This is a genomic window from Streptomyces sp. GESEQ-35 (genome assembly GCF_017948485.1).
GTDB lineage: Bacteria > Actinomycetota > Actinomycetes > Streptomycetales > Streptomycetaceae > Streptomyces.
On the sequence record NZ_JAFFSX010000017.1, the window covers coordinates 1 to 25,963 of the forward strand.

19 protein-coding genes and 5 pseudogenes are annotated in these 25,963 nt (G+C 69.4%); 10 read left to right on the forward strand and 14 right to left on the reverse strand.

Translation table 11 applies throughout. The features are described from left to right. Both KCH87_RS28815 and KCH87_RS28820 read right to left on the reverse strand, forming a co-directional pair. Positions 1 to 251 (reverse strand): annotated as a pseudogene (locus tag KCH87_RS28815) (IS5/IS1182 family transposase); the annotation flags it as partial. A 222-nt stretch (positions 252 to 473) separates the two neighbouring features. Beyond that, positions 474 to 851, reverse strand: a complete 378-nt coding sequence (locus KCH87_RS28820) for a peptidase inhibitor family I36 protein (RefSeq protein WP_210589217.1) — start codon at positions 849 to 851, stop codon at positions 474 to 476. A 183-nt stretch (positions 852 to 1,034) separates the two neighbouring features. Here KCH87_RS28820 and KCH87_RS28825 point away from each other — a divergent pair. Continuing rightward, positions 1,035 to 1,439 (forward strand): annotated as a pseudogene (locus KCH87_RS28825) (ISAzo13 family transposase); the annotation flags it as partial. Between the two features lie 347 nt (positions 1,440 to 1,786). Here the strand turns inward: KCH87_RS28825 and KCH87_RS49345 are convergent. Together KCH87_RS49345 and KCH87_RS28835 are read right to left on the reverse strand one after the other, a co-directional pair. Beyond that, on the reverse strand, positions 1,787 to 2,173 hold the full coding sequence (locus KCH87_RS49345) for a hypothetical protein (protein ID WP_247196986.1): 387 nt from the start codon (positions 2,171 to 2,173) through the stop codon (positions 1,787 to 1,789). 265 nt (positions 2,174 to 2,438) lie between these two features. After that, positions 2,439 to 3,404 carry a DUF5937 family protein gene (locus KCH87_RS28835; protein ID WP_210589218.1) on the reverse strand — a complete coding sequence of 322 codons (966 nt, stop codon included), beginning with the start codon at positions 3,402 to 3,404 and terminating at the stop codon, positions 2,439 to 2,441. A gap of 188 nt (positions 3,405 to 3,592) precedes the next feature. Between KCH87_RS28835 and KCH87_RS28840 the strand changes: the two genes are divergently transcribed. Both KCH87_RS28840 and KCH87_RS28845 read left to right on the forward strand, forming a co-directional pair. Next, on the forward strand, positions 3,593 to 4,150 hold the full coding sequence (locus tag KCH87_RS28840) for a TetR/AcrR family transcriptional regulator (protein WP_210589219.1): 558 nt from the start codon (positions 3,593 to 3,595) through the stop codon (positions 4,148 to 4,150). Positions 4,151 to 4,563: 413 nt separating this feature from the next. Then, the gene (locus KCH87_RS28845) at positions 4,564 to 5,343 is read left to right on the forward strand and encodes a hypothetical protein (protein WP_210589220.1); all 780 of its coding nucleotides are present in this window, start codon (positions 4,564 to 4,566) and stop codon (positions 5,341 to 5,343) included. Positions 5,344 to 5,428: 85 nt separating this feature from the next. Here the strand turns inward: KCH87_RS28845 and KCH87_RS28850 are convergent, their stop codons facing one another. The 3 genes from KCH87_RS28850 to KCH87_RS28860 all read right to left on the reverse strand — a co-directional run bounded on the left by KCH87_RS28850 (position 5,429) and on the right by KCH87_RS28860 (position 10,948). Then, positions 5,429 to 8,083 carry a DUF4157 domain-containing protein gene (locus KCH87_RS28850; RefSeq protein ID WP_374199051.1) on the reverse strand — a complete coding sequence of 885 codons (2,655 nt, stop codon included), beginning with the start codon at positions 8,081 to 8,083 and terminating at the stop codon, positions 5,429 to 5,431. 241 nt (positions 8,084 to 8,324) lie between these two features. Beyond that, positions 8,325 to 9,545, reverse strand: coding sequence for an FAD-dependent monooxygenase (locus KCH87_RS28855; protein WP_210589221.1), 1,221 nt, complete (start codon positions 9,543 to 9,545; stop codon positions 8,325 to 8,327). Further along, positions 9,542 to 10,948 carry an MFS transporter gene (locus KCH87_RS28860; protein WP_210589222.1) on the reverse strand — a complete coding sequence of 469 codons (1,407 nt, stop codon included), beginning with the start codon at positions 10,946 to 10,948 and terminating at the stop codon, positions 9,542 to 9,544. The genes KCH87_RS28855 and KCH87_RS28860 overlap by 4 nt, the downstream gene beginning before the upstream one ends. A gap of 165 nt (positions 10,949 to 11,113) precedes the next feature. Between KCH87_RS28860 and KCH87_RS49350 the strand changes: the two are divergent. Next, a pseudogene (locus tag KCH87_RS49350) lies at positions 11,114 to 11,393 on the forward strand (two-component sensor histidine kinase); the annotation flags it as partial. Continuing rightward, entirely contained in the window at positions 11,329 to 11,649 is a 321-nt protein-coding gene (locus KCH87_RS49355) for a hypothetical protein (RefSeq protein ID WP_247197025.1), read from the forward strand. The pseudogene KCH87_RS49350 and the gene KCH87_RS49355, both read left to right, overlap by 65 nt. 42 nt (positions 11,650 to 11,691) lie before the next feature. Here KCH87_RS49355 and KCH87_RS28870 read toward each other — a convergent pair whose 3' ends face one another. Continuing rightward, positions 11,692 to 12,897 (reverse strand): FAD-dependent oxidoreductase, encoded by a 1,206-nt coding sequence (locus KCH87_RS28870; RefSeq protein WP_210589223.1) that lies wholly within the window; start codon positions 12,895 to 12,897, stop codon positions 11,692 to 11,694. Between the two features lie 209 nt (positions 12,898 to 13,106). On the opposite strand from KCH87_RS28870, the gene KCH87_RS28875 reads away from it, so the two are divergent. After that, complete coding sequence (locus KCH87_RS28875) at positions 13,107 to 13,754, forward strand: TetR/AcrR family transcriptional regulator (protein WP_210589224.1); 648 nt, start codon at positions 13,107 to 13,109, stop codon at positions 13,752 to 13,754. A gap of 198 nt (positions 13,755 to 13,952) precedes the next feature. On the opposite strand, the gene KCH87_RS28880 is transcribed toward KCH87_RS28875, so the two are convergent. The 4 genes and pseudogenes from KCH87_RS28880 to KCH87_RS28895 form a co-directional block, all read right to left on the reverse strand. Next, the gene (locus tag KCH87_RS28880) at positions 13,953 to 14,405 is read right to left on the reverse strand and encodes a hypothetical protein (protein ID WP_210589225.1); all 453 of its coding nucleotides are present in this window, start codon (positions 14,403 to 14,405) and stop codon (positions 13,953 to 13,955) included. A 37-nt stretch (positions 14,406 to 14,442) separates the two neighbouring features. Next, the gene (locus KCH87_RS28885; protein ID WP_210589226.1) at positions 14,443 to 15,096 is read right to left on the reverse strand and encodes a hypothetical protein; all 654 of its coding nucleotides are present in this window, start codon (positions 15,094 to 15,096) and stop codon (positions 14,443 to 14,445) included. Positions 15,097 to 15,110: 14 nt separating this feature from the next. Next, positions 15,111 to 16,580: an alpha/beta hydrolase gene (locus tag KCH87_RS28890; RefSeq protein ID WP_210589227.1), complete on the reverse strand. Its 1,470-nt coding sequence runs from the start codon at positions 16,578 to 16,580 to the stop codon at positions 15,111 to 15,113. 376 nt (positions 16,581 to 16,956) lie between these two features. Then, positions 16,957 to 17,295 (reverse strand): annotated as a pseudogene (locus KCH87_RS28895) (hypothetical protein); the annotation flags it as partial. 492 nt (positions 17,296 to 17,787) lie between these two features. On the opposite strand from KCH87_RS28895, the gene KCH87_RS28900 reads away from it, so the two are divergent. Next, entirely contained in the window at positions 17,788 to 18,549 is a 762-nt protein-coding gene (locus KCH87_RS28900; protein WP_210589229.1) for a thioesterase II family protein, read from the forward strand. Between the two features lie 20 nt (positions 18,550 to 18,569). On the opposite strand, the pseudogene KCH87_RS28905 reads toward KCH87_RS28900, so the two are convergent. Beyond that, positions 18,570 to 19,085 (reverse strand): annotated as a pseudogene (locus KCH87_RS28905) (hypothetical protein). Positions 19,086 to 19,203: 118 nt separating this feature from the next. Between KCH87_RS28905 and KCH87_RS28910 the strand changes: the two are divergent. The 3 genes from KCH87_RS28910 (at position 19,204) to KCH87_RS28920 (ending at position 21,424) form a co-directional block, all read left to right on the forward strand. Beyond that, positions 19,204 to 19,473, forward strand: coding sequence for a transposase (locus tag KCH87_RS28910; RefSeq protein ID WP_247196998.1), 270 nt, complete (start codon positions 19,204 to 19,206; stop codon positions 19,471 to 19,473). A 191-nt stretch (positions 19,474 to 19,664) separates the two neighbouring features. Beyond that, the gene (locus KCH87_RS28915; protein WP_210589230.1) at positions 19,665 to 20,639 is read left to right on the forward strand and encodes an ATP-binding cassette domain-containing protein; all 975 of its coding nucleotides are present in this window, start codon (positions 19,665 to 19,667) and stop codon (positions 20,637 to 20,639) included. Beyond that, a complete protein-coding gene (locus tag KCH87_RS28920; RefSeq protein WP_210589231.1) occupies positions 20,636 to 21,424 on the forward strand; it encodes an ABC transporter permease in 789 nt (262 codons plus the stop codon). The genes KCH87_RS28915 and KCH87_RS28920 overlap by 4 nt, the downstream gene beginning before the upstream one ends. Here the strand turns inward: KCH87_RS28920 and KCH87_RS28925 are convergent. Further along, the gene (locus KCH87_RS28925; RefSeq protein ID WP_210589232.1) at positions 21,405 to 24,545 is read right to left on the reverse strand and encodes a BTAD domain-containing putative transcriptional regulator; all 3,141 of its coding nucleotides are present in this window, start codon (positions 24,543 to 24,545) and stop codon (positions 21,405 to 21,407) included. The two genes, KCH87_RS28920 and KCH87_RS28925, sit on opposite strands and share 20 nt — an antisense overlap. Positions 24,546 to 25,963: the final 1,418 nt, after the last annotated feature.

The window sequence follows — 25,963 nt, forward strand, 5'->3', positions numbered from 1 at the left end:
GGGCGGGCCGGCGAGACATCCAGCAGAGGTGCCAGATGGTCCAGGATACGGTCGGCCGCGGACTTCGGGACCCCGAACAGCGGCGCCACCAGCAACACGCGGTCCGCCAGCGGTAGCCGCCAGGGGCGGCCCCGCTGAACGTCGCCACCACGGCGCCGCGCCAACGCCACCAGCTTGACGAACTGCACCTCTGTCAGCCCGGAGAACGGCTCGATCCACTTCGGATCATCCGCTGAGATCACCCCACCCATGCCAGGCCAACGCACCAACCGCCCCACCGGTTACGGGACAACCTCTAATGTTAGCGGGAATGGCTCCGCTGTGGGGGTTCCCGCATGCGACGTGTTGTTCCAGATACGTACGTTCTCGGCGGACACGACGCCTTCCGTGTCACCGGGCCCCTGACGTGGTGGCGACGGACGCGGTCGACTACTGGGTCATGTGCCCAGTCACCGCACGCATCCCGGCCTTCTTCAGCATTCGCCACCCCACTGCGCATAGTTGAGGACCACCCCAGAGGCGTAGGTCCGCTTGCTGTTCGGAGTGTCGCCGGGGTAATGCAGACAGCCCGATACTGCCTTTCCGCTCGGTCGGTAGGTGTATTTGTAGCGGATGTGGTCGCCGCCCGGGTGCCGCTTTCCGTTGTTGAGGATGGAGAGGCCGTTGGCTGAGAACACGTCCTTGTTCAGGTCGCCTTCGGACTTCCACTTCGGCTTTCCGGAGAAGCTGTTGTTGTCCCACACGCACACGTACTTCGGCGGACATGACGCCTTCCCCGTCAACGCCGGTCCTTCCAGCGCGGATGCGGCGCTCACGGTCGAGATGGTCATGAGACCGGCGGCGGCGAGCATGAGCGTTTTCCTGATCATTTACCCTCATTTCGCTTGGCTAGTGGAAACGACATGCGGGGACTTTACGGAGTAGTTGACCTGGGCAGAAAGGTGTTTCGGTCCTGCCCGAAACAGCAGTGCCTACTGCATCGGTGCGGTCAACGTGAGGCTCCCGAAGGATGGCGTCCCGCGAAGGACACCGTTCCCGACGACCGGGCACCCGACTGGCTGCACCACCCCACCCTCACCGGCCTGGAGCACGCCGCGTTCACCGAGTTGCCGGCCGCGGTCGTGCAATACCTCCTCGACCACCCACCGATCAGCCCGCACCACAAGCGAGCCCGGCACCGGACCCTGCGGCGCGGGCCCCTGTCGCTGTCCGACCGACTGCTGGTCACCGTCATCCGCCACCGCTGGAAGACCCAGATCCGCGTCCTGACCGCCCTGCTCGGCTCACCCGCAGCCGCCGTCGGCGACGCCCTCCACGAGATCACCCCCATCCTGGAAGCCCTCGACCGCCGCGTTCGCCCAGCACCCATCACCGCACCCACCGCGAAAGACACCGCCAACCTCATCGGCAAGACCGGCACGAAACCGCAGAGTTATTGATCGACAGCTCCCAGGGTCATTGCATGATCGGGTTCTGTCCGGGTTCGTCAGGTAAGTCCGAGGGCTGATAGGGGCCGGTGGTAGTCGCGGGCGGCTCGGCGGAGGGCTGCGGCGATGTTGGTCTCGCCGTTCTGGCGGTGGACGCCGATGGCGAGGTTGCCGCAAGGAGGCCGTGGTGCGGGGTAGTTGGCCGGTGCGGATCTTGGAGTCGTCCTCGCGGTAGGTGCGGTCGCGGACGTGGCGCAGGAGGTTCACGGTGCCCCAGTGGTCACGGATCCACGCGGCGAGCTGGTCGCCGGATGCCTGGCCGGGGGCGAGACTGGTAATCAGGTAGACGCGCTCGATGGTCAGCTTCCCGGTGGACAACTCCCTTCACCAGCGCACGATCTGGAGGGCCTGGCGGGCGTCGGATAGTCGAGGTGGGCGAAGGCGGCTGTCTTCAGGCGGCGGATCTCGACGCGGTGGTGGGCACGGGTGCGGTCGTAGTGGTCCAGAGCGATGTCCCGCCAGGGCAGAGTGCGGACCCCTTCGTGGAGACCGGGGTGGTTCTTCTTCACGATCGCGAGGTAGTGGGCGCCCAGCATCCGCAGGTAGGCGCCGTGGTCGTGCTCAGTGTGCAGGGCATCGGCGGTGACCACGACATTGTCCAGGTCGAGGGTGTCCAGCAGCGGGGCAAAAGCGGGGATGGGCTCCTCCCGCCCAGGCGCCTCCCGCATCAACACCCGCAAGGTCAAATGGGGGCAGCTCCATCTCAGGGAGCCCTTGACCTGCGTCGACCTGCGGTCTCGTCGTTCGCGGTGCTCGGGTCAGCCGGGCGCGGTCCGTCGGGCGAACCGGCGAAAGCCCCGACATGGGACGCATGTTCGGGTAGTCGCCCGACCTACAACTCCGCCCTCCGGCTGCTTCTCGCGCCCAGCCGCCGAGTTGGGCAAGAGCCCGGCTCAGCACCTCCCTGAGATGGAGCCGCGCCCAACCAGGTAAGAGGCGTGTGACGCCAACTCAGCCCACCAGCACTCCGGTGAGCAGATGGCTCCCGAGTTGGGTGAGCGTGTGGTGCATGCGGTGACGTTCCCTGGTGCTGGCGACGAGTCCGGCGCGGCGCAGCACGGAGGCGTGCTCGCTCGCGGAGGACAGAGAGACTCCGGCGCAGCGCGCCAACTCGCCAGTTGTGCGGGGCTCTTGGAGTGCCTGCAGGACTGCCGCCCGGGTGTGGCCGAGCAGCGGCGCCAGCCTGGCGCCCGGGGCGGCGAGCGCCTCGGGGCAGGGCGGTCGGGCGGGATAGACCAGGACCGGCCACAGGGCCTCGTCCAGGAGGGCCACCGGCGTGTGGCGGCAGAAATAGGAGGGCACGAGCAGCAGTCCGCGCCCCTGAAGGTGCACGTCCCGTTCGACGGGGTAGTCGGCGGACAGGACCGGGGGCTGCCAGCGCAGCACGGGCGCGAAGGTGCGCAGCATCTCTTCGGTGCCGAGGCGGCTTTGGGTTTCGGTCCGGTGGCGCCGGTCGCCCTCGATGTGGGAGGCGATGTCCTGCCAGGCGGGCTCGAGGACGGAGGCGTGGTACTCGCGCAGGGCCCGGCCCAGGCGGTGCAGGGTGCCCGCTTGGCCGTCGGCCAGTTGCCGGGCCCAGTGTGGCAGCGGATTGCGGGCCGACAGCAGCCCGAGTTCGGTGCGCAGTTGGCGACGCGGAGTGGCGAGCACAGCGTCGATCCCGCACTCCAGCCCGCCCGACGCCTCGGCGGGAGTGAGGAAGTCCGGGAAGTAGCCGCGCGGTGGCATCAGCGGCGACAGCATCCGCAGCGCGCGCACACCGCGCTCGCACCTGCGGCGCCGCCAGTCGTCGAGCACCGGTTCCCGCCTCTTCTCGCGGAGTTGGTGCAGGCTCAGGACGGTTTCCCATAATGGGTCCGGTTCCTCGGCGATCCTGGTGCGGGCCAAGTCTCCGGCGCTGAAGTGGATACGCAGCACGGCTTCCCCCGATAGTCCGCTACGGCGTTTCTGTGACGTACGTGCCCCGGACCGTCTGACGAGCCGGAGCATGACTGCTCGATTTTGGGACCATAGTGGTGAGAACCGCAGTTCTCAAGCCGACGCTAGGGTGAGGCAGATGCTGACGCCGATTTCAGGACACGCGTGTTGGACGAGGCAGGCGGACCATGGCTGACACAATGCGCGCTCATGTGGTCGCGGTCGCCGATGAGTTGTTCTACGCCCATGGTGTCCAGGCCGTGACGATGCGGCGCGTCCGGGACACAGCGGGGGTGCCGCTGAAGCGGCTCTATCAGATGTTCCCGTCCAAGGACACGCTGCTGGCGGCCTGCCTCGCCCGCCGCGACCTGACGGCTCGCGCGGCGATCGGGCAACGGATCGGCGCGATCGAGGATCCGGTGGCCAAGGCCCTCGCCCCCTTCGACTTTCTGAACGACTGGTTTCGCCAACCAGGCTTCCACGGCTGCGTGTTCGCCGGCGCGTTCGGGGAAGCGGGCGCCGCATCACCGATCGTCGTCACCGCGGTGCAAACACACAAGCAGGCCCTGCTTGAGCTGCTGACCGAACTGGTGGCGAAGACCGGCATACGGGACGCGGACGCGGTGGGGGCGCAGTTGGCGGTGCTGTTCGACGGGGCGATGGCCATAGCCACATTCACCGGCGACACCGACGCCGCGCTCCACGCTCGTCGGGCGGCACAGGCTGTGCTCGACACCGCGACCTGATCTCGGCTTGTCTCTCAACCCCCGGTCCGGGCTCTGGCACGGTGGAACGACGCCAAAGACGACGGCGAGCTCACGCTCACCGACGCCCTCGACCGACTCGCCCAGCCGTAGCCCGTGGCCATGCCGTCGCCAACTCCGCCTGCTGCACCCATCGTCCGACGACGCTGCTGTTTTGTGTGAGCGGTTGTGCTTACCTCTCCGTACCCCCGGTACGTACCAAGTGCAGTGCCCACGGCGATCCCGTGGGCGCACCCATCGTCGACGGACAGGAACGGATGGACTCAATGATGAGATCTAGATCTAGGACCGCGACGCGACTCCCGCTCGACCGTCCCGCCCGCTCGCTCAGCAGACGCGGGCGCGCGCTGGGTGTGGCGCTGGCCCTCGGCGCGTTACTGGCGTCAGGGGCGACAATGAGCCTCGCTGCTCCGGCAGTTGCCGCGGCGGGTGACGTCAAGTGCCCGTCCACGGATTGCGTGCGGATCGCGCCGGCGGCCGGCTCCCCGGTCGCCATCGCCCCCGACAACGCCGGCGCGGTGTATCTGGCGTACTCGGGAGGCGATCTGCTCAAGCTCGATCTGGCCAGCGGAGCGCTCGACACGGTCACCACCGGTCTCGGCAACCTCCGGGGAGTGGCCGTCGCCGGCGGCAGCGCGTACATCACCAACTTCGACGGCATGCTTCAACAGGTCGACCTCGCCACGGGCAGTCGCCGTACCCTGGCGGCCGGCCTGCCCTCGCTCTTCGGCGTGGCCCGCTTCGGCACCACCACCTATGTCACCGACGGCAACGGAGAGATCGTCGCCGTCCCGGACGGCGGTACCGCACGAGTGGTGGCCACGGGGCTCGGCTTCTCCTATGGCCTCGCGTTCGACAAGGCGGGACTCGCCTACACCGCGGACATGATGACCGGCCGCATTCTGCAGACGAACGTGGCCACCGGTACGACGCGTGTGCTGGCCAGCCAGGCCTACGAACCTACGTCGATCTCGGTCGGCGGCGACGGTCTGGTCTACTTCATGGTCGCCGGCGAGGTGAAGCGGGTGAACGCCGCCACCGGGGTGCAGTCCCACGTCACCAACATCGTCGGGATCAACACCTTCAGCTTCTCACTGGCGGCGTCCGGGGACGCGTACACCACCGGTAGTGGCAGCGACGGTCTGTGGCGGATCGCCGGCCTGACGTCGCGATGAGGCGGTAGGCATCTCGCGCCGGTGGTCCGGAACTCCGGCGCGAGATCGCATCCGATGGGTGCCGCCCCGCCGGCCGGGAAAGCTCCTACTCGCTGCCCGGGAGTCCGAGGAGGTGGTCGACGAAGCTCTTGTAGGCGTTGGCATTCCTGTAGTCCGATGTGAGCTTCTTTTCGCTGCTCTTCAGATCGGGGGCGAGCTCGGTCTTCATCAGGAAGTCGCGCAGGTGCTGTCCGCCGATCCAGCGGCCGAGGTCCTTGGTGGCGGAGGCCCTGTCGCTGAAGGCGCCCATCTTGTCTTCCTGCTGCATACTCTGCAGAGCTGCCGCCGCGGCCTTGAACTGGGGCTGGCCGGGGCCCGGTGTGCCCCGCTGGTCGTAGTCCCGGCTGACGGCGGCGATGCTGTCGATGTCCGGCTGCTTGACCCCGGCGCCGACGTACAGCGATTGCCGGAAAGCCTTGCTCTGCTCCATGCCGATGCTCTCGTACATGATGGTCTTGCCGGCTGACAGTGCCTCGGAGGTGCTCTGGTTGCCGGTCGTCATCACGATCGGCTCGCTCGCCTTGATCAGTGTCAGCATGTCGTCGTGCGGGACCCGGTCGGTCGTGATCCAGTGCATCGCCTTGCCGGCGCCGCCGGTGTCCTGGACCGTGATCGTCGGGGCTTCTCTCTGGGAGGACACCTCCACCAGCCGGACCTTGGCCACCCCGAGCCGCGCGAGGTCGCGCTTTACGGTGTCGTCGAGCGCCGGCATCTGGTTAGGCGAGGACTGGACGACGTGCACGTCGTTGTTGTTGCCGTTCTCGACCTCGGCGACGGTGAGCGCGAACCGTATCGCGCTCTTGTTGGAGTAGGCGAAGTACAGGCGGGAAGTGGCGGCGGCGGCATACTGCTTCGCCGCCTGCTCCTGGTCCTCCGGGAAGAGCGCGGTCAGTAGGTCTTTGGACTTCAGCGCCTGGAGGTTCTCCAGCCGGGCGGCACGCTTGTTCTCCTCGCCCGCAATGCTGTCCTGGTTCTGTTTGTAGGCCCGCAGGCCGGCGTCGAAGGTGATGCCGACCTCTCCCGCACCGAGTCCGGTGGTGTGGCCGGTCCCGGCGGCGCCCGGCGGCAGGGACTCCTTCTTGGAGTACTCGGTCATCGCGGAGACCGTACTGCCCCAATTGCTGACGCTCTTCTGGAAGTTCTTGGTCGCGGCCAGCTGCGGAGCGACGATCGCGTGGGTGGGGGCCTCGCCGGAAGCGAGTTGCGGAGCGTCGGGAGTGACGCCGTCGAGCACCGTGAAGGGGTGGCCGGAGTCCTCGAAGACACCCGGCTGCTTCTTGTGCGCTGCCGCGGCGGTCAGCAGTGCGATGTCGTTCTTGTTCGCCTCGGTCCGCGGGAAGTTCTCGCGGAGCGCGTCGGCGGTTTTGACGCCGAGCATCAGGTCGCCCTTGCCCTGGGCCTCATGGGTGAAGACCGCGATGGGTGCCCGGCCGGTCCACTCCAGGCAGCTGTAGAGCTGGTCGATGAGGTGCGGCATGACCTGGTTCTTGTTGTTGATCTTCACGGAGCCGGCCATCTGCTTGTACACCGTCTCGTTCAACTGGCTTGCGGCCCGTCGGCGCAGGTACTTGCGGGGAGCGGCCCGCTCCTGCTCCAGTTCGCCCCGCGCCTGCGCGGAGTTCGCCGCGAAGCCCTCCACCGAGACCTGCTCGGCGACCCCCTTCTCCCGCTCCTCGACCGGCGCCGGAGGCTCGGTGGTGTGGACGTGCGGTGCCGGGGCCGGCGTCGGGGGGATCTGCTGCTGGGTGGCCGCGGAGGTCGACTGCTGCCCGGCCATGGTGAGCCTGGCCGGTTTGGGGTTGGGCTTGGGCACCGGCCGCGGGGGGCGGGGCGAGGTGGTCGACGCCGGGGTGGTGGACTCCGCAGTGGTGGGCGCCGCCGTGGTGGACGCCGGAACAATCCCCGGAGCCGATGTGTCCCCGGTCTGCTGCGGCGGCTGGAGACCCAGCGCCGACGCGAGGGCGCCGAGACTGTCGTAGGGCGTGGCGCCGGTACGTGCCGCGTTGACCTCACTCCGCTTCGGCGTCGACCCCGGGACCTGTTGCTTCAGCTCCCTGATCGCCTGAGCGGTGTCGTAACCCTTCAGGCCGCCTTGGAAGACCCGCTGCACGGGGAGCGACGACGCGGAGTCCCCACCGCCCGGCGCTGAGGGTGCGTCGGCGTCCGAGTGGGCGCTCTGTGGGGCGGGGCGGCTCATCACCCGACGGGCGCTGGCCTCCGCCTCCCGCTCGAACCGGTCGGAAGGGTCCGACACTCGCAGGCCCGCACCGTTGTCAGTGCCGGCGACCTGCCCCTGCCGCTGCTGAATGACGTGCGTCAGCTCGTGCGCCAGGGTGTGCTTGTCGGCTCCGCCCTCGCCGACGACCACATGGCTGCCCGAGGTGTAGGCGCTGGCGCCGACTTCGGCGGCGGAGGCCTTCGCGGCGCCGTCGGTGTGGATGCGGACGTCGGAGAAGTCCGCTCCGAGGCGGGATTCCATGTCGGTGCGGGCGGCGTCGTCCAGGGGCCGGCCGGGGGCGCGCAGGACGTTGTGGACGGCGGAGCGCTGTACGGAGGGCTGTGCCGTGCTCTGGTGGCCGCAACTGTCGCTGTGCTGGTGCTCCTCGCGGGCCTGCTGCTGGCCGGCCTGGCGGAGCATCTGGACCACGGCTGCGTTACCCACCGTGCTCTGGAGCGCGAGCAGATCCTGCGGCGCTGACACGTCCCATCCCTGTGCGGCGGACGACGCTTCTCGCGTGGCGGCGGGGGCCTGGTCCGGCGCCCTCTCCTCGCCTGGCTTGTTGTTGCGTTGCGTCCGCACTGAGCACTCATCCCCACGGTTGACGTCGCGAACTTCCTTGATACACGCGGGTGGTGGTGCACGGCGAAGGCTGTGGGGGCAAACATTGGCGCCCGATCGGGCAACGACCGGGCGCGCGGGAGATCAGTGCGCGTGTCTTGAGTTACGTCATGGGCATGAGTTCGGGCAGGGTGAGGGCCGAGTGGGCCGGTCGTTCCTCTGTGGCGGGCATGGTGCTGAGTTTGCGCAGCATGTCGTTGCGCTGGTCCAGGGCCTGGGCGGTGGTGGGGAAGAGTGTGGCGTCGCCCTTGCCGACCTGTTTCTGGTTCATGGTCACGAAGTCACGGGTGTGGTGTTCGTAGGCGGCGAAGCCTGTGGTGTGGTCCTGGTCGGCCAGGGAAGCGGCGAGCATGTACGCGCCGACGAGTGCGAGGCTGGAGCCTTGTCCGGTGAGGAACGAGGGTGCGTATGCGGCGTCGCCGAGCAGCGCGACCCTGCCGCTGGACCAGCGGGGCATGCGGATCTGGCTGACCACGTCGAAGAACAGATCGTCCGCGTCGCGCATGGCGGCGAGCATGCCGGGGACTTCCCATCCCGCGTCGGCGAAGACCGCGGCGACCAGGTCCCGTTGGGCTTGCGGGTTCCTGAACGCGTCGAAGGGCGGTTCCGGGTGGGCGAAGTTCAGGAAGGCGTGCACTTCGTCGTTGTCCCCTGCGGCGTAGAGTGCCGCGGCTCTGCCCGGGGTGTTCCACATCGTGGTCTCGTGGGAGAGGCCGAAGGTGTTGCGCATGGTGAATCCGGCGAAGCAGTAGCCGAGGTATCGGTGGAACTGTTCTTCGGGGCCGAAGAGGAGCTCGCGGGTACGTGAGTGCAGGCCGTCCGCGCCGATGACCATGTCGAACGTACGGCTGTTGCCCCCGCGGAAGGTGACGTCGACGCCGTGGCCGGACTGGTCGAGGGTGTCGATGGAGTCGTTGAACAGGAACTCCACGTCGTCACGGACCGCGGTGTAGAGGGTGTTGGTCAGGTCCCCACGCCGCACCTCGATGTCCTGTCCTGCGACACCGCCGGTGACGGTGTGGGGGTTGAGCGAGGCCACCTCGCTGCCGTCCTCGTCGAGGAAGGTCAGCCGGCGCAGGTCGATGTGCGCGTCCCGAAGTCGCGGCAGGATTCCCATTCTCCGGACGACCTCGAGTGCGGTGCCGCGTACGTCGATGGGGTAGCCACCGTCACGAATTGTGCCCGCCTTTTCGACCACCGTGACCGTGAATCCGTAGCGGTTCAGCCAGAACGCGAGGGTGGGGCCCGCGATGCTGGCCCCGGATATCAGGACCTTGCGCCTCGGTGCGGGACGGATATCCCTCGACAGATCGGTGCGGGTCATTCCCTGGCTCCTTTGCTCATGGTGCGGGCGACGAGCAGGGACAGCGCCGTGATGGCGCCGGCTATGACGAAGCCGGTGACGAAGGCCGATTCGGCCGGGACATCCGATCCGGAAGGGGTTCCGGCGGTGAGGAGCACACCACCGATCTGCGCACCCACGGCGTAGCCGAGCACGCGGGTCACCAGGACCAGGCTGGTGGCAATGCCGGTGTCGCTCTGATCGACGGATGTGGCGGTGGTGGTGACCAGCGCCGTGACGCACAGGCCGTTGGCGAGCGCGATCATCAGCTTGCCGATGACGAGGTGCCAGATCTCGGTGTGCGCGGCTGCCAGGGCGATCAGGGCGGTGGCCATGATGACGATCCCGGCGGTGACCACGGCACGCGAGCCGAAACGCCGCGCCCCGATGCCGCCGATCGGCCCGGCCAGCGACGCGGCCACGGCGCCGGGCAGCAGGAAGAAGCCGATCTCGGTGGCGCTCGCACCGAAGCCGTACGCGTCGGTGGACACCGCGAACAGTTGCGGGACGAGATAGACCGCCAGCGAGGTGCCGAGGCAGATCACGAACGTCAGCACGCACGACTTCCACATCGCGGGCCGGGCCAGCATGCGCAGATCGACCATCGGTGAGGCCGCACGGCGCTCGACGGCGATCCATCCGGTCACGAAGGCGGTCAGGACCGCGATGAGGGCGCCGAGCACGAGTGGTTGCGAGGCGATGTCGGGCGCCGTCGCGAGCACGAGCATGAGCGTGACCAGCGTCCCGCTCAGGAGAAGCAGGCCGGGCCAGTCGACTCCGGCGTCGTCCGACCGGCCCGGCGGATCGTGCGGCATCAGCCTGTTCACCAGCATGGTGGCGCCGATGACCGCGATCGTCGGCAGCGCGAACATCCAGTGCCGGGACAGCCCTTCGGCCACGGGTCCGGCCGACAGCGTTCCCGCCATCCCGCCGCCCACGAACAACCCGCTGACCACCCCGATGGCCACCTTCGACTCTCCCGCGGGGAGGTGTTTGCGCACCAGGATGAACGACAGGGGCAGCGCGCCCACCATCGCCCCTTGCAGTACCTGGCCGAGCAGCAGCACGGGCAGGTTCGGCGCGAGGGCGGACACGAGGCCGCCGGCCGAGACCACCGCCATCAGCCGGACCAGGACTCGTTTTCCGCCGTAGCGGTCGCCGAACTTGCCTGCGACCGGTGTGACGAGTGCGCCGGTGATCAGGAGCACGATGCTGAGTAACGCCCCTTCGGTCGGGCTCATGTCCAGTTCGCGTTGCAGGAGCGGGAGCGTCGGCGTCACCACCGACTCCAGGGCGCCGGTGGCGACTGCCAGCATGCCGAGGGCCCAGACAGCGGCCTTACCGATACGGACCGGGGGAGCCAGGGGTGCGGTGGTCGCGCTCATGGACGTCCTTTCCGTCGGTGCCGGGCGAGTAACCGACGAGTAAGGGGCCGGCCGTACGCATGGCTGCGCAGGGCGGAGCGGGTGTACGGGTGCGGCATCCGCTACGATCCCGAGATTACACTACACCGTGCAGTGTAGGACGGTGGGATGTGCCCATGCCGACCACGAAGACGCCGATTCCCGCTGACAGTGTTCGCACCGACCCTGCCCGCCGCGCTGGTCCTGGAGATCGCGGTCGCCCCGACAGCCACTCTGTACGCCCTCGCCGAGCGCTCCCGGAACCGCCGCCTCCCGGCCGCCTGCTCCATCGGTACTTGTGGGGCAACTCGTGCAGGCTCGGCGGGACTTGAAGCAGCAGCTCGCAGAGATCGAGGAAGCACATGAGCACGAGCGCGCGCTGCATGCCCAGGCCGTACCGGCCCGTGAACGCACCCGGCTCGCCCGGCTTCGCGGCGGGTACCAACGGCCGAACATGGCCATCGGCAGCCGCCCAGGACAATGGATTCACCATCGTGCGTACGGTGCGACGCGGCCAGGTTCCCGGACATCTGTTGCTCGGTGTGAACGCCGCGGACATGACGGTTGACCACGCGCGCCGACGGCTCTCCGAGGCAACCACGTGGGAGCAGGTGAGCCGGTCGGCCGGCTTTGCCGAGGCCTGCCCAGTGCCGCTGCCGGGCGAGGACTCGGATCTGGGCTGATGCGCGCCATGAACGCCTGGGCGCCCAAGAGCATCGGCCTCCTCAGCGCCCGCCGAGCTGCTTGAGCACTTGAGCGGCGACCTTCTTGCCGTGGTCGCGAGAGGTGTTGACCGATTCGGTGATGATGCCGGCCCAGTAGAGGGTGCCGCCGTTCGGCTCGTAGATCGCGTCGGCTTCTGGGACGTCGTAGGGGGAGAGGGCGCCGCGAGCGAACGGGTCCTTGGCCCATTCGTGCTCGGCGACCTTGACGGGCTGGAGTTTGGGGTCGCCGGTGATTTCCCGGATCACGTCGAGGACTTCCTTGTGGCGCCGTTCGCGGGGCAATGCCAGCAGACGCTTGGTGTCCTCAGGAGAATCGGCTACGACGACGAAGATCTGCCCCTTGTAACCAGGCTCCCCCTTCGAGCCGTTCACCAGCCACCACGGCACGGAAGCGTCCTGGACGACGTCGGCATCCTCGGGGATCACCGGGTGGTCGAACTCCAGGATCACCTTCATGGTGGGGTCCTGCGGTACGGCCTTGAAGGCTTCGACCTTCTTCGCCGGCAGGGGCGGGGCAAATTCGATGGTGTCGGCGGCCAGGACGGGAACGGGGACGGCCACCACCACGGCGCGGGCCTTGTAGGTGACCGGGCGGCCCCGTCGTACAGCGTTGACGACGACTCCGGACGACGAATACTCGACACGTTTGACGACGGTGTTGAGCCGGATGGACAGCTTGTCGGCGAGTGGAACGAGGACCTGGTCGTAGCCACCGATGACACGGTAGTTCTTGTATTCGGGCGGAATGGCTCCAGCAGGCTGGCCGAACAGGCCGCCGTCCTGCCGCTCGGACCTCACCCACGGGTCGCCCGGCTGCTTACGGCTGGCGACGGTGGTGACGTGATGGGTCTTGAGTTTCGCCTTGTGTACCAGGTCCCAGGTCGAGGCCTTGGCCCCGTGGATGAGCTGACAGCCGTACTCGATCGGGACCGACATCGAGGTGTGGTCGGTGAACATGCGGCCGCCGATGCGGTCGCGGGCTTCGACGACGACCTTCTTTCCGCCGTCGGCCAGTACGCGGGCCGCGCCGAGACCGGCGACTCCGGCGCCGATGACGATCACATCGAGGTCTCCGGTACCACCGCCGCTCCCGCTGCCGCCGCTGTCCTTCTCCTTCGCGCAGGCGGCGAGGGATACGGTCGCGACTCCCGCGGCGGCACCGGCGAGAATGCCGCGTCGGCTCGGCGGACGGAGTCTGTGTTCCATGGTGCCTCGGCTCTCTGCACGTGATCACTGTGTGGGGCCCACGGTTCCCGGCCCTGCCGTCCTGCCGACATCCCCTGATCGGGGGTTGGACCCCCGCCGGTCAGGGGTGCGGGGCGACGAGTTCCACGTCGGAGGTCACGGGACAGGGCTTCCCCGACCGCCGTTCCATTGCACTACACCGTGCAGTGCAGAATGGTTAGGATGTGCCCATGCCGACCACGAAGACGCCGACCACGAAGACACTGCGCGAGGGGTCCGCGCAGAAGCGGGCCGCCATCCTCACCGCGGCCCGGGAACTGTTCCTCGCCGACGGCTTCGACCGGTCCAGCGTCGACGCGGTCGCCGCCCGGGCCGAGGTGTCCAAGCGGACGGTCTACGACTACTTCGGCGACAAGCAGACGCTGCTGCAAGCGGTCGTCGACACCGTCGGCCAGTCGATGATCACCAGGATCCGGCGCACCCTCGACGACACTCTCACCGGCCTCGCCGAGGACGCCGACCTCGAGGACGCCCTGGTCACGTTCTCGATGCGCATCGCGACCGAGATGCTCGGCTCGGCGGAGTACGCAACGCTGCAACGACTGGTCCGGGCGGAGTCCGACCACCTGCCGCACCGGGGCTACAACTCCATGGCCGACACCCCCGACGAGGCGATCGCCGAGCGGTTCGCCTCCTTCGCCGCGGCCGGGCTGCTCCACGTCCCCGACCCCCGGCTCGCGGCCGACCAGTTCATCGCGCTTGCCTTCGGCGTCGCGCTGGACAGGCTCGGCTCTGCGAATGCCGCGGAGGACCCCCGCGTCCGGCCACTCGTCGTCGAGGGAGTGCGGACCTTTCTCCGGGCGTACCGAACCACGTAGGGCTGAGGCAGCGCCGAAGAAGAGTGCGCCGTCAGCCCACGTTTCCTTCCTCCGCTGCACGGCGAACCCCCGGCGGGCGGCCGGGGGTTCGGGCGGGAGCCACCAGCTCGGGGGGCTCCTCCCCCATTCAGCCGAAGTCGATCACGCCCTGCCGAACTGGCGCGGCACCTGACACGCGATCAGGCCATCACACAGCGGTCATTCCTGGGTGTTGGCGCTCTGGTGCGCAAGAGCCGCGGCGTCCAACGCGTAGGGCACGACCACGACTTGTACGTCGTCCTCGTAGATGACCCGCCCTGGGTCTGCGGAACTCAGGACCAGGCAATCGATGTCGTGAGCAGCCAGAATCTCCAGGTAACCGGGGACCCGAGCGAGGAGATGTGCGGCTGACGGCTTGAACCACGCCGCGGCGCCAGGGTTGGTCTCATCGTCGTAGATGGTGGGATCGACGGTCGAGGGGTCGGTGTACGCGGCGTCGTACCAGCTGTTGTTGCTGCGGCGGAACGACTCCTGCTCGTCCGAGAGCCTTCCCTCCCGCGCCAGATTATTGACGAGTCCAAAGACGCCGGTGAAGTGGCCTCGGCTGTTTCGGTGAGGTGATTGGAACCGTAGGTACTGGATGGCCTCGCTGTCGCTGTCGATCATCTCCATCGGACCATTCTCACAACGACCGTCCGCAGAAGCACCGTCAGCCCGCTCCGCCGTCGAGCAGTCGGTTGTAGCGGAGTCGCAGTGCTCGCTCGGTGCTGGCCAACGCGGTGCAGAGGCCGAGCGTGGTGGTGGCCCATACCGGTAGGTCGATGGGGGAGGTGAAGGTGCCGACGTACTGGGCGACGCCCTCCGGGTCCCGGGTGATCTGTTCGGCGAGCTGGAGGATCAGGAGGACCAGGCCGATGGCGAGCATGATCACCGAGAGGGAGCCGATGCAGCGGCTCAGCGCGGGGTGTGCGCGGTCGAGGCGGGCGCGGCGGCCCTCGGCGGAGGCGGGGTCCGGCATGAGCTGGAACTCGGCCCCCTCGGCGGTGACGTAGTGGCAGCGTTTCAGCCCGAAGGTGCTCGCCCTTACTTCGACGGTGCCGCCCTGGACGGGGAAGGCGGCAGGGACTCTGGACTCGGCGTGATGCCTGCCGTCGAGGTACAGGTGGGCCTTGACGTGGCCCTCCGATGCATTCTGATGCCTGACGTCGACTGTGTAGGCCGTTGGCCGGCCGTCGTCGTTCATCAGGTGAAGGTGGAACAGTGCGCGGGTGAGCATCTGCCACCAGCGGAAACGCTTCAGTGCTCGGCCGTCCCCGGGCTTGACCCGCTGTGCGGCCCGACGGTGCTGCCACTCCTTGAACATGCCTTCCGCTCCCGCTACTTGCTCGGCTCCGCCGCGCAGGCGAGGTCCTGCGAGGGGCGCTGCCCGGTGGTCAGGAACGCCGTCACCGCGTCGTTCGCGCAGGTGTTGGGGCCGAACGGATAGACGCCGTGTCCGCCCTGGTCGGCCGTCACCATCGTGGCCCGCTCGCCGAAGGCCTGCCGCAGCTTCCGGGCGCCGGCCAGTGGTGTCCCCGGGTCGCGCTCGTTCTGCACCATGAGTACGTTCGACGGGCCCCGGTCGCCGATGTGCACCGGCGGTTCGACCCGCTTGTCCGGCCAGAACGCGCACGGTCCGATGCTCGCCGTGGCCCCGCCCAGCATGGGGTACTTCTGCCGGTCGACCGCGACATTCCGCTGGTACTCCCGGACCGTCTCCGGCCAGCGCGTGTCACCGCATATCACCGAGAAGCGGGCGGCCATGAAGTTCTCCATGTTCGCCAACGGCGGGTTGGGGGGCGGCGGTTGGTCCGTGTCGAGTGCCTGCCAGAGCTCGGCCACCTTGGGCAGGTCCGCATCGCTGTAGAGGCGGTCGAAGGTGATCCCTCGGAAGAGCGTCCCGTCGTAGCCCTGGACCGGGTTCGCCTCCAACCGCTTGGCGAGATCGAAGAACTTGGCCCTCACCTGCTCCGGGGTGGTGCCCAGACCGTACTCGGGGTGCGCGGCGGCGAACGCCGCGAAGTCCGGGAACCGGTCCTCCAGTCCACGGGCGAGCAACCGCATGGCCGTGACGTCGTAACCGCCGGGACCGAGGTTGCTGTCGAGCACGATCCGGTCGCTGCGCTCGGGGAACATCGTCGTGTACACCGCACCGAGGTAGGTGCCGTAGGAATGACCGAGGTACGAGAGCTTCGGCTCGCCCAGCGCCGCCCGGATCCGGTCCATGTCGCGTGCGGTGTTCGCGGTGGTGGTGTGCGGCAGCATCCACGCCGTGCGCGAGGTGGCGCACTGCTCGGCGACGGTCCGCGCGTTCCCCGCCTCGCGTGCGACGTCGGCCGCGGTGTGCGCGTACGGCGGGACGTTGCCGCGCGCCTGCTGATCCGGCGTCAGATCGCAGGTCACCGGCGTGCTGCGGCCGACGCCACGCGGGTCGAAGCCGATCACGTCGTAGGAGTCCAGTACGTTCTGCGGCAGCCCTGAGGCGGCGAGAACGGCCGGGAAGCCGAGTCCCGTGATGCCGGGGCCGCCCGGATCGGTCAGCAGCACGCCGCGGCGCCGCGAGGGGTTCTCGCTCGCCAGCCGGGAGATCGCGATCTCTATCTGCCGGCCGTCCGGATCCCGGTAGTCCAACGGGACTTCGAGCGTCGAGCACTCCAGACGGGATGAGGCGGCCTTCTCCGGCTTCTCCGAGCACGGGCCCCACCGCACGGTGTCCGGTGTCGTCGCCCCCACCGACACTCCCGGAATCGCGGTCACCGCCACCGCGGTCGCGGCGAGGGCGAGGGGCAGGGACAGGGTTCTGCGCATCTGATGTCTCCTGAGGGGGCGCACGGGGCGCCGGAACGGGCGGGCTCGGGGCGGCGCCAGGCCGAGGGCGCGGGGCGGCTCTTTCACCAAGTGGACGTTGCCGTAGGCGGGTTCGGGCGTTCGGCGTCAGTGACGGGTGTCGAGGTCATGCATCCACCTCAGCCGCCTTCACACGCGCCTGGCAGGGCGTGGTGTCATCACTTCGCCATGACGTTTGTCAGGACGAAAGCATGAGGTGGCGTCACCGTCGCCTCCCGGAGGGCCGGAGGAACAGTGCGAAGCGGAGACGGCCCCACCCCACGAAGGCCCGTCGCCGCCATCACCCCCCGATGGCCGCGACGGGCCTTCACTCAACCCAACCCCGGGCCTCCGGTGGCCTCCAGGTGACCGCCGCCCGGGTGACGTCGGGATGGGCGGTGAGGGCGGCTTCGACCTCACCCGGTTCGACGCGGAACCCGCGGATCTTGATCTGGGTGTCGGTGCGGCCTGCGTATTCGAGATGTCCGTGGTCGTTCCGGCGGCCGAGGTCGCCGGTGCGGTACATGCGGGAGCCGGGTGGGCCGTAGGGGTCGGCGACGAAACGTTCGGCGGTCAGGGCCGGTTGGCCGAGGTAGCCGCGGGCCAGCCGACCGGCGACGTACAACTCGCCGACGACGCCCGTGGGAACGGGCCTCAGCCAGGGGGCGAGCACGTAGGCGCGCATGGCGGCCAGTGGGGGCCGATGGGCGCGCTGCCGGCTCCGGGGCGGGTGTCATTCGGTGGTGAAGGGGGCGGAGTCCTGCTTCTGCGCCGGCCACAGGCTTTCCTGCGCGGCCAAAGCGCCGAACGAACGCAATAGGACCATCCCCCCGGCGGACACGCGTCGCGGTGCGGAGTCGTACGCCTCCCCGGAGGCTATGCGCCACTGATGGAGAAGCGCTCGGGCCGTCGCCCGGAGCGGGTCGGAGCGCTGGATGACATCGGCTGCGCGGCTCTCCACCGCCCTGCGAGCTTCCGTCGAGGGCGGGGCGGCACGCTCGGGTCGTGAGCTCCGGTACGGACGGGCGTGAGCCCTCGTGGAGCACCCGAAGGGACCGCCGGCGCCCCACGTCCCCCGAGGGCGCCGGCGGGCCTCTCTGTCTGCCGCCGTTCCAGGGGGTTGCCATGCAGGGCCGTATCGCTGTCGTCGGCGCGGGGCCCTGTTGCGAGACGAAGGGACACATCAACCGTGAACAGCACGTGGTTCCGGCGCTTCACCACGGCCGCGGGGGACGGGCCGCGGCTCGTGTGCTTCCCGCATGCGGGGGGCTCCGCGACGTCGTACATGCCGCTGGCGCGTATGGTGCCCGCGGACTTCGACGTGGTGTCCGTGCAGTACCCGGGGCGCCAGGACCGGTACGGCGAGGCGCCGTTCACGGACCTGGCCCCGCTCGTCGAGGCGGTGGCCGAGGAACTGGCCCACGAACTGGCCGCGGACCCCGGACGGCCGTACGCCCTGTTCGGCCACAGCATGGGCGCGCTCGTCGCGTACGAGACGGCCCGGCTGCTCGCCCGCGGCGAACTGCCCGGCCCGCAGCGGCTGTTCCTCTCCGGCCGGGGCGCACCGGGTCTGCGGACCAGCGTCCGCTACGACCTCTACGACGACGCCGACGTGCTGGCCGAGATGCGCAGGCTGGGCGGCACCGATCAGGCCATGCTCGACGACCCTGAGCTCCTGGAGCTGGTTCTGCCTGCGCTGCGGGCCGACTACCGGGCCGTCGGCACGTACCGCTGGCGTGGGGGTGAGCCGCTCGCTGCTGCGATCACCGCCCTGGTCGGGGACCGCGACCCGATGGTGACGGTCCAGGACGCTCGGACATGGCGGGAGCACACCAGCGGCGACTTCGCTCTCAAGGTCTTCCCCGGCGGCCACTTCTACCTCGTCGACCACATCGGCCAGGTCGCCGCGGCCGTCACGGAGGGGCTGCTCGCCGACACCGCCGCTTCCTGACCGTGCTTCCTGACCGGCCGTCAGGCGGCGTGGCAGAGCGTCGCGAGTTCGGCCGGGGCGGAGACACGGACCACGGCCGCGGGCACGGGGCGGGTGGTGCGGACGGTCGCCGTGGCCTGCGAGCGGTTGCGTGCGAAGACGACGAGGCGCAGCACCACGAACCGCCCGACACCGGCGAGCGCGGCGGCGGACAGATGGACGACCTGCTCGAGCACCGCACCGGGCGCCGCCACCAGCAGTTGCAGAACGACCATCGCCACGCAGGTCACCGCGTAGGCGGCCCCGGCCGACTGCGCATGCCGGCGCCAGGTGGCGCGCCCGCCCGCACCGAAGGTGAAGCAGGCGTGCAGCTCGGTGGCCAGGAGCGTGGACACCACAGTGACCACGGCATTGGCCAGCACCCAGGGAATCCAGGAGGCCAGGGCCGCCACGGCGAAGCTGGAAGCGAGCCAACCCCGCCACCACAGAACACGAAGCGGGCGAAGGCGGCGAAGGTCCCAGGCGCCACCTGCCGCTCGCCTCTGTGCTGTCTCCATCGTCCGACCCCTTCGATCGCTCACTCCGCGCACACGCGCCCCCGGCCTGCGAGGGTGCAGTCGGCGGCGTGGAAGGCTTCGAGCTGGCTCGCCCGCTCCCCCGCAAGAGCTCCGCGACCTGCAACTCCGCGTCCGCACCGAGCAACAGACACCCGAGTGGAAGACCCGCTACGCGGTCCGCTCCGGAGTGGAGGGCACGGTCAACGAGTTCGCCCACGGACACGGCATGCGACGCTGCCGCTACCGCGGACAGGGAAAGGCCCACATCCAGCACGTCCTGACGGCCATCGCCGTCACCATCGAGCGCCTCAGCAGACTGCCACCGGCCGAGGAAAACACCCACGCCCCGCCGGCCGACTGCCTTCCAGAACCACCTCGACCAGCGTGAGGTACCCCGGCTGAAGTCCTGGCGAACCCTGGGCAGCCAACCTCGGACTCTCCAAGATCCCCGACAGAGTCAAGCTCGGTTGAGACGACATGGGCTCGCCTTTTCCTTGCCGGTGTTTGCCGCTGCCGGAGCGGTCGCGCTGAAACCGCGCTGAAAGCGATCTGAAAGCGGTCGCCCGCAAGCTCTGGGGCATGACGACGCAGACACCCACCCAGCAAGCCATCGCAGCCGCCGGGCTGCACAAGGCCTACGGCGACAAGACCGTCCTCGACGGTATCGACATCCACGTGCCGACCGGCACGATCTTCTCCCTCCTCGGCCCCAACGGCGCCGGCAAGACCACCGCCGTCAAGATCCTCTCCACCCTCATCGGCGCCGACGCCGGCACCGTTCGGGTCGGCGGGTACGACCTCGCCACCGACCCGCAGGCCGTACGCGCCGCGATCGGCGTCACCGGCCAGTTCTCCGCCGTCGACGGCCTCATCACCGCCGAGGAGAACATGCTCCTGATGGCCGACCTCCACCACCTCACCAAGAAGGAAGGCAAGCGCACCGCAGCCGAACTGCTGGAGCGCTTCGACCTCTCCGACGTGGCCAAGAAGCCCGCCGCCACCTTCTCCGGCGGCATGAAACGCCGCCTGGACATCGCCATGACCCTGGTCGGCAACCCCCGCATCATCTTCCTCGACGAACCCACCACCGGCCTGGACCCCCGCGCCCGCCACAACATGTGGGGCATCATCCGCGAACTCGTCTCCGACGGCACCACCGTCTTCCTCACCACCCAGTACCTCGAAGAAGCCGACGAACTCGCCGACCGCATCGCCGTCCTCAACAACGGCAAGATCGCCGCCGAGGGCAGCGCCGAAGAACTCAAGCGCCTCATCCCCGGCGGCCACGTACGCCTCCGCTTCACCGACCCCAGCGCGTACCGCGCCGCCGCCTTCGCACTGCGCGAAGCGACCCGCGACGACGAGGCCCTCGCCCTGCAGATCCCCAGCGACGGCAGCCAACGCGAACTGCGCTCCATCCTCGACTGGCTCGACACCACCGGCGTCGAGGCCGACGAACTCACCGTCCACACACCCGACCTCGACGACGTCTTCTTCGCCCTGACCAGCACCCAGACCACCCAGACCACCCAGACCAAGGAGACCGTCCGATGAGCGCCCTCACTCTCGCCGTCCGCGACTCGTCGACGATGCTGCGCCGCAACCTGCTGCACGCCCGCCGCTATCCCTCCCTCACGCTGAACCTTCTCCTCACGCCGATCATGCTGCTCCTGCTGTTCGTCTACATCTTCGGCGAGGCGTTCAGCGCCGGCCTCGGCGGCGGCGCCGACCGCTCCGACTACATCGCCTACGTCATCCCCGGCATCCTGATCATGACGATCGGCTCCACCGTCGTCGGCACCGCCGTATCGGTCGCCAACGACATGACCGAAGGCATCATCGCCCGCTTCCGCACCATGGCCATCCACCGCGGGTCGGTGCTGTTCGGCCACGTCGTCGGCAGCCTCCTGCAATCCATCGCCAGCGTCGTCCTCGTCGGCGCCGTCGGCGTCGCCATCGGCTTCCGGTCCACTGACGCCACCGCCCTGGAATGGCTCGCCGCCCTCGGCCTGCTGGTGCTGTTCACGCTGGCACTCACCTGGATCGCTGTCGGCATGGGCCTGGTCAGCCCGAATGCCGAGGCCGCCGCCAACAGCGCCCAGCCCCTGGTGCTGCTGCCGATGATCTCCTCCGCCTTCGTCCCCGCCGAGTCCATGCCCGGCTGGTTCCAGCCCATCGCCGAATACCAGCCCTTCACCCCGGCCATCGAAACCCTCCGCGGCCTCCTCCTGGGCACCGAGATCGGCCACAACGGCTGGATCACCATCGCCTGGTGCCTTGCCCTCGCCACACTCGGCTACTTCTGGGCCGCCGCAAAGTTCAACGCCGACGCGAAGTGACCGCAACAACCGCGCGGACCGCCTCCCACAACTCCTCCCGCCCCAGGGCGGCGTACACCGACACCGCGTCGGCGTACGCCGCCCCATCGGCACTCTCCGCCGACACCCGCGCCCGCCCCGCCGACATCGTCGGCAGGAACTGCCGCGTTACGCCAAGTCGTTCCGCCAGCGCCAGCATCCGTACCGCGGTCGCGTTGTCGCCGGAGGCGACGGCCGCCATGCCGAGGGCGTGCAGCATAGTGCCGTACACGGGCAGCTCCGTGGGGGTGCGGGGCGGGCCTGCCAGGCCCGTGAGCAGCCGGTCCCGCAGGTCCTCGGTCAGCTCCGCCACCTGCTGCGGCTTTCCGGCATACGCGTGTGCTGTCACCGCCACCGATTGGATCTCCCGTGCCCACTGGTCCAGCAAGGGGTCGTCCTCCGCAGGTGCGCCGGTTTCGGGGAGCTGTTTCACGGCGTTGCGCCACAGACCGAGGCCGACCTCCGTGAGCCCGCGGGTGAGCGCGATCTCAGCGCGTGCGCCGAGTTCAGGGCTGTAGGCGACGTCCGACTGTACGCGGCCCCCGCCCTCCGCCTGGCGGAGCCAGTACTCCGCCTCATCCGGGTCGCCGCGCTGGAGGCAGGCGAGGGCCAGGCCCCAGCGGACACCTATGGAGTCCTGTTCATCGCCGAGGCGGTTGAGGGCCTTGAGGGCGCGTTTGAGGTGTTCATATGCGGTTCCGCCCTCGCCCGCCCGCAGGCAGAGGTCACTCAGCCGGGAGTGGCCGAGAACCTCCGCGAAGGGCGTGTCGGCGCGTTGCAGCGCCTCGTTCATGCGGCGGGCCGCGGTGAGGGCGCCTTCCCGGTCCTGCTCGGATTCCCGTATGTGGCTGGTGACGAACTCCGCGACTCCGGCCACCAGCGGATGTTCGCTCTCGCGGAGCTGCTGAAGCACGCGGAAGTCGGGGGGTGACATCTCCGGTATGGCGGCCAGCAGTACGGCGATGGCGCGGGTGAGGTTGTCCGGGCGGGCCGCAGGGAGGCGGCGGAGGACGACGAGCTGGCGTACGGCGTGCGGGCCGAGGCCCATGAAAAGGGCCGCCGTGCAGAGCGTCGCCGCAGCGCGGGCCGCTTCGATGTCCTCCGGCCGGTCGGGGTAGTAGTGCGAGAGCGGTGGGCCGCTGTCCTTGGCAAGGGCCACCAGGCGGGGGTAGTTGGAGCCGGTGGCCCACAGGGACGCCAGGACGGCGGTGACGGGGGCCAGTACGGCGGCGTTGCCACGGGACAGGGCGTGGCGCTGGGCCAGCACCAGGTTGTCCTGTTCGGCGCGGATGCGGGTCCAGCCGGCGCGGGGCTCGGGGCCGTAGAGCACGTCGTGGTTCGCGGTCCCGAAGTCGCGTGCCCAGGAGAGGAAGCGGTCGATTGCCGTGCCGTCCTCGCCCGACTCGGCGCGCTTGGCCGCGCTGAACTCCCGTACCGTCTCCAGCATCCGGAAGCGTAACCCCGCCGGGGTGTCAGCCGCCGTCAGGAGTGACTGCTCAATCAGCTGCTCCAGGAGGGAGAGGGCGTCCGCGCCGAGTACGTGCTCCGCCGCCTCGCCGTTGATGCTGCCGGGGAAGACCGACAGGGTGCGCAGGGCGGCGCGGCTGTCCTCCTCCAGGAGGTTCCAGCTCCACTCCACGACCGCGTGCAGGGTGCGGTGCCGCTCCGGTGCGTCCCGGGCGCCGCCGCGCAGGAGGGCGAAGCGGTCGCCGAGACGGCGGGCGATCTCCGGTACGGACAGCACCCGGACGCGGGCCGCCGCCAGTTCCAGGGCGAGGGGCAGGCCGTCGAGGTGGCGGCAAAGGTCCGCGACGGCGTCGGCGGGCAGGCCGACGCCGGGGCGGGCGGCGCGCGCTCGCTGCGTGAAGAGTTCCACCGAGGTATCGAGGGCGAGTTCAGGCAGCGCGTAGGTCGCTTCGGAAGTGAGGCCGAGCGGGGCGCGGCTGGTGACGAGGACCTGGAGGTCCTTGGATCCGGAGATGAGTGCCTGGACGAGGTCGGCGGCGCCCAGGATCACCTGCTCGCAGTTGTCCAGGACGAGAAGTGCGGGACCGGTGCCGAGTACATCGAGGATGCCGGGGACCGGACCTGCGGCGGCGGGGCCGCCGCCCATCGCGCCCAGGCCCTCACCGGCGCCGAGCGCGGAGGCGACCTCGGCGGCCACGTCCTCGTCCGAGGTGACGCCGGCCAGCGGGACGAAGTGCACCACGCGCTGTTGGGAGCGGCGGGAGACTGCGTGCGAGAGGCGGGTTTTACCCAGGCCGCCGGGTCCGATGACGGTGACTGCGCGGGCCTCGCGCAGCAGCTGTTCGACGGCGGCGATGTCCGGCTCGCGGCCGAGCAGCGGGTTCGGCTCGTGTGGGACGCCGTGCCGGACGACCGGGGCCCCGTCCTGCAGCAGCTCCTGTTGTATGGCCTTGAGGGGGGCACCCGGTTCGGTGCCGAGGTCGTCGCGGAGCTCGCGCCGGTACGTCTCGTAGCGGGCGAGGGCCGCGGACGGTCCTGCGGTGGTGGCCTGGACGCGCAGCAGCTCGGCGAGCACCTCTTCGTCGCGGGGGCTTTCATCGGCGACCTCCGCCAGCGGGGCGGCGGCCTCGGAATGTCGGCCGAGGCGGGCGAGGGCGAGCGCGTGGGCGCGGACGAGCGCGCGGCGGACCGGGGCGCGCTCGGCACGCAGAGCGGCTACCGGGTCGTGGAACTCTTCGTCCAGCGGGCCGCCCTCCCAGAGCGCGAGGCCGGCCTCGGCGGCGGCGAGAGAGGCGGCGTGATCCCGCGCGCGGGCCCGGTCGGCGCTGGTGGCGGCGTGGGTGAGCAGGGCGGAGCTGTCGACCTGGGCTTCGCTGAGGGCGAGGCGGTAGCCGGAGGGCGTGCTCTCGATGACGTCGGCGCCGAGCTGCGACCGTGCCCGGGAGACCAGCACCTGGACCGCCTTGCCGGGGCGCTCGGGTATTTCGTCGGGCCACAGCCCCTCGACGAGCCGCCCGCTGCTGGCGCCCGGCTTCAGGTCCTCAGCCAGGAGGGCGAGGAGCCCGCGCAGCCGGGGCGCGGTGATCTCCTGGCCGCGATAGGCGACTCGGGACAGCAAGGTCAGCTCGATGGTCACTGGTGAAGAGTAGCCAGTGTCTATGGCAGGCAGCGATGGTTCTCGCGGCGCCTCCTGGTCCGTTCCTGGCATACGAACCGACGCTCTTGTGGAGGAGCATCGAGGAACGTCACCGAGCCGACCACCACCGGCTAAGCCCCCGTCAACAGCCTGGAGATGTACGACGAGATCTACGACGTCGGCGCGGCGCGGTCGGACGCGGGCTCGGTGCCCGCGGTGCTGCTGCACGGCGCGCTGTCCGGCATCGGCACGTCCTTCGGCGAGCTGCTCCCGGTGCCGGCGACGCGGCGGCAGGTCATGGCGGTGGATCTGAAGGCCCGTCACCGCCGCCCCAAGGACTGGATCGCGAACAGATCCGCTCCATCATGCCCCGGTCCTTCTGGCCTACGGCGACTGCGACATCATCACGCTGGAGCACGAGGTCGAGCTCTTCCGTCTGCTGGCGACCTGGACGATCGGGGTCGCGGCCATCCTGCGCCTCTACGTCTTCGCCGCCCGCCGCGGCCGGACCACGCGGCAGCCCCTGAAGCAGCAGGGGCCGGTGGCCGCGCCCGTCCTCGCGGCGGCGTAGGTCACGCCGGCTCTCCACCGCCCTGCGAGCACCCGTCGAGGGCGGGGCGGGATGGTCGGGTCGTGAAGCTCCGACGCGGACGGGCGCGAGCCGCCGCAGGGGCACCGAACCGCCCGCCGGCGCCCTACGTCCCCCGGGGGCACCGGCGGGTTTCTCTCTGCCGATTGCCGGCCCACCGCCAGGTGACGTGCGCCGGGCGGCAGGACGAAGGGACACCGACAGCGAACAGCACGTGGTTGAGTCGCCAGGTGCCTTCGACGCCGATGCCGGGTGCCCGCCACGGCCAAGTTGCCTGTGCAGGGCTGTAGTGCTGGCCACGGAAACCAACAGGCCCCCGAACGCGGCCTCGTGGCTCCCGTGACCGAAGCGGCCGTCCTCGCGTCCGCAGCCACCCCCTCAAGCCGCTGCCGTAACTTTGTAATCGCCCTGTCATGCCACCTATCTCGAATACATCCATGATGCACGTCTGTTGATGGAATCTCCAGGCATCCTAAAGGCACGCTAAAGCCGATTCCAAGTATTCCACAAGGCCACTCCCGCGCGGAACTTCCCTAGCCAGGGAATCGGGAGGCCGTCCCGTTGACAGGACAGCAATAGCCTGAGTGGATGGGTTACGGCGTATCGGCCGGACCCGGCCGAGGGTGGGGGAATCAGGTAAGGCATCCCGCCGTTGACGTGCCAGGTTATCCAGAGTTGACTCGGCTTGTGGGACAGCATCAAACCCGTCGAGAATGAATTCCGGGGTTTGTCAACGGAAATTTGATCGCCATCGACTATTCACCGGCCAGGCCCGCTTTCCGCAGTTCCTCTCCATGATTCCGAGGCAAGAACGCATCGGCGGCAGACC

Coding starts and splice junctions, on each gene's coding strand:
- KCH87_RS28820 (WP_210589217.1), bottom strand. CDS start 851: ATGCTCGCCGCCGCCGGTCTCATGACCATCTCGACCGTGAGCGCCGCA.
- KCH87_RS28840 (WP_210589219.1), top strand. CDS start 3,593: ATGGCTGACACAATGCGCGCTCATGTGGTCGCGGTCGCCGATGAGTTG.
- KCH87_RS28845 (WP_210589220.1), top strand. CDS start 4,564: ATGAGCCTCGCTGCTCCGGCAGTTGCCGCGGCGGGTGACGTCAAGTGC.
- KCH87_RS28855 (WP_210589221.1), bottom strand. CDS start 9,545: ATGACCCGCACCGATCTGTCGAGGGATATCCGTCCCGCACCGAGGCGC.
- KCH87_RS28860 (WP_210589222.1), bottom strand. CDS start 10,948: ATGAGCGCGACCACCGCACCCCTGGCTCCCCCGGTCCGTATCGGTAAG.
- KCH87_RS49355 (WP_247197025.1), top strand. CDS start 11,329: ATGAGCACGAGCGCGCGCTGCATGCCCAGGCCGTACCGGCCCGTGAAC.
- KCH87_RS28870 (WP_210589223.1), bottom strand. CDS start 12,897: ATGGAACACAGACTCCGTCCGCCGAGCCGACGCGGCATTCTCGCCGGT.
- KCH87_RS28875 (WP_210589224.1), top strand. CDS start 13,107: ATGCCGACCACGAAGACGCCGACCACGAAGACACTGCGCGAGGGGTCC.
- KCH87_RS28880 (WP_210589225.1), bottom strand. CDS start 14,405: ATGGAGATGATCGACAGCGACAGCGAGGCCATCCAGTACCTACGGTTC.
- KCH87_RS28885 (WP_210589226.1), bottom strand. CDS start 15,096: ATGTTCAAGGAGTGGCAGCACCGTCGGGCCGCACAGCGGGTCAAGCCC.
- KCH87_RS28890 (WP_210589227.1), bottom strand. CDS start 16,580: ATGCGCAGAACCCTGTCCCTGCCCCTCGCCCTCGCCGCGACCGCGGTG.
- KCH87_RS28915 (WP_210589230.1), top strand. CDS start 19,665: ATGACGACGCAGACACCCACCCAGCAAGCCATCGCAGCCGCCGGGCTG.
- KCH87_RS28920 (WP_210589231.1), top strand. CDS start 20,636: ATGAGCGCCCTCACTCTCGCCGTCCGCGACTCGTCGACGATGCTGCGC.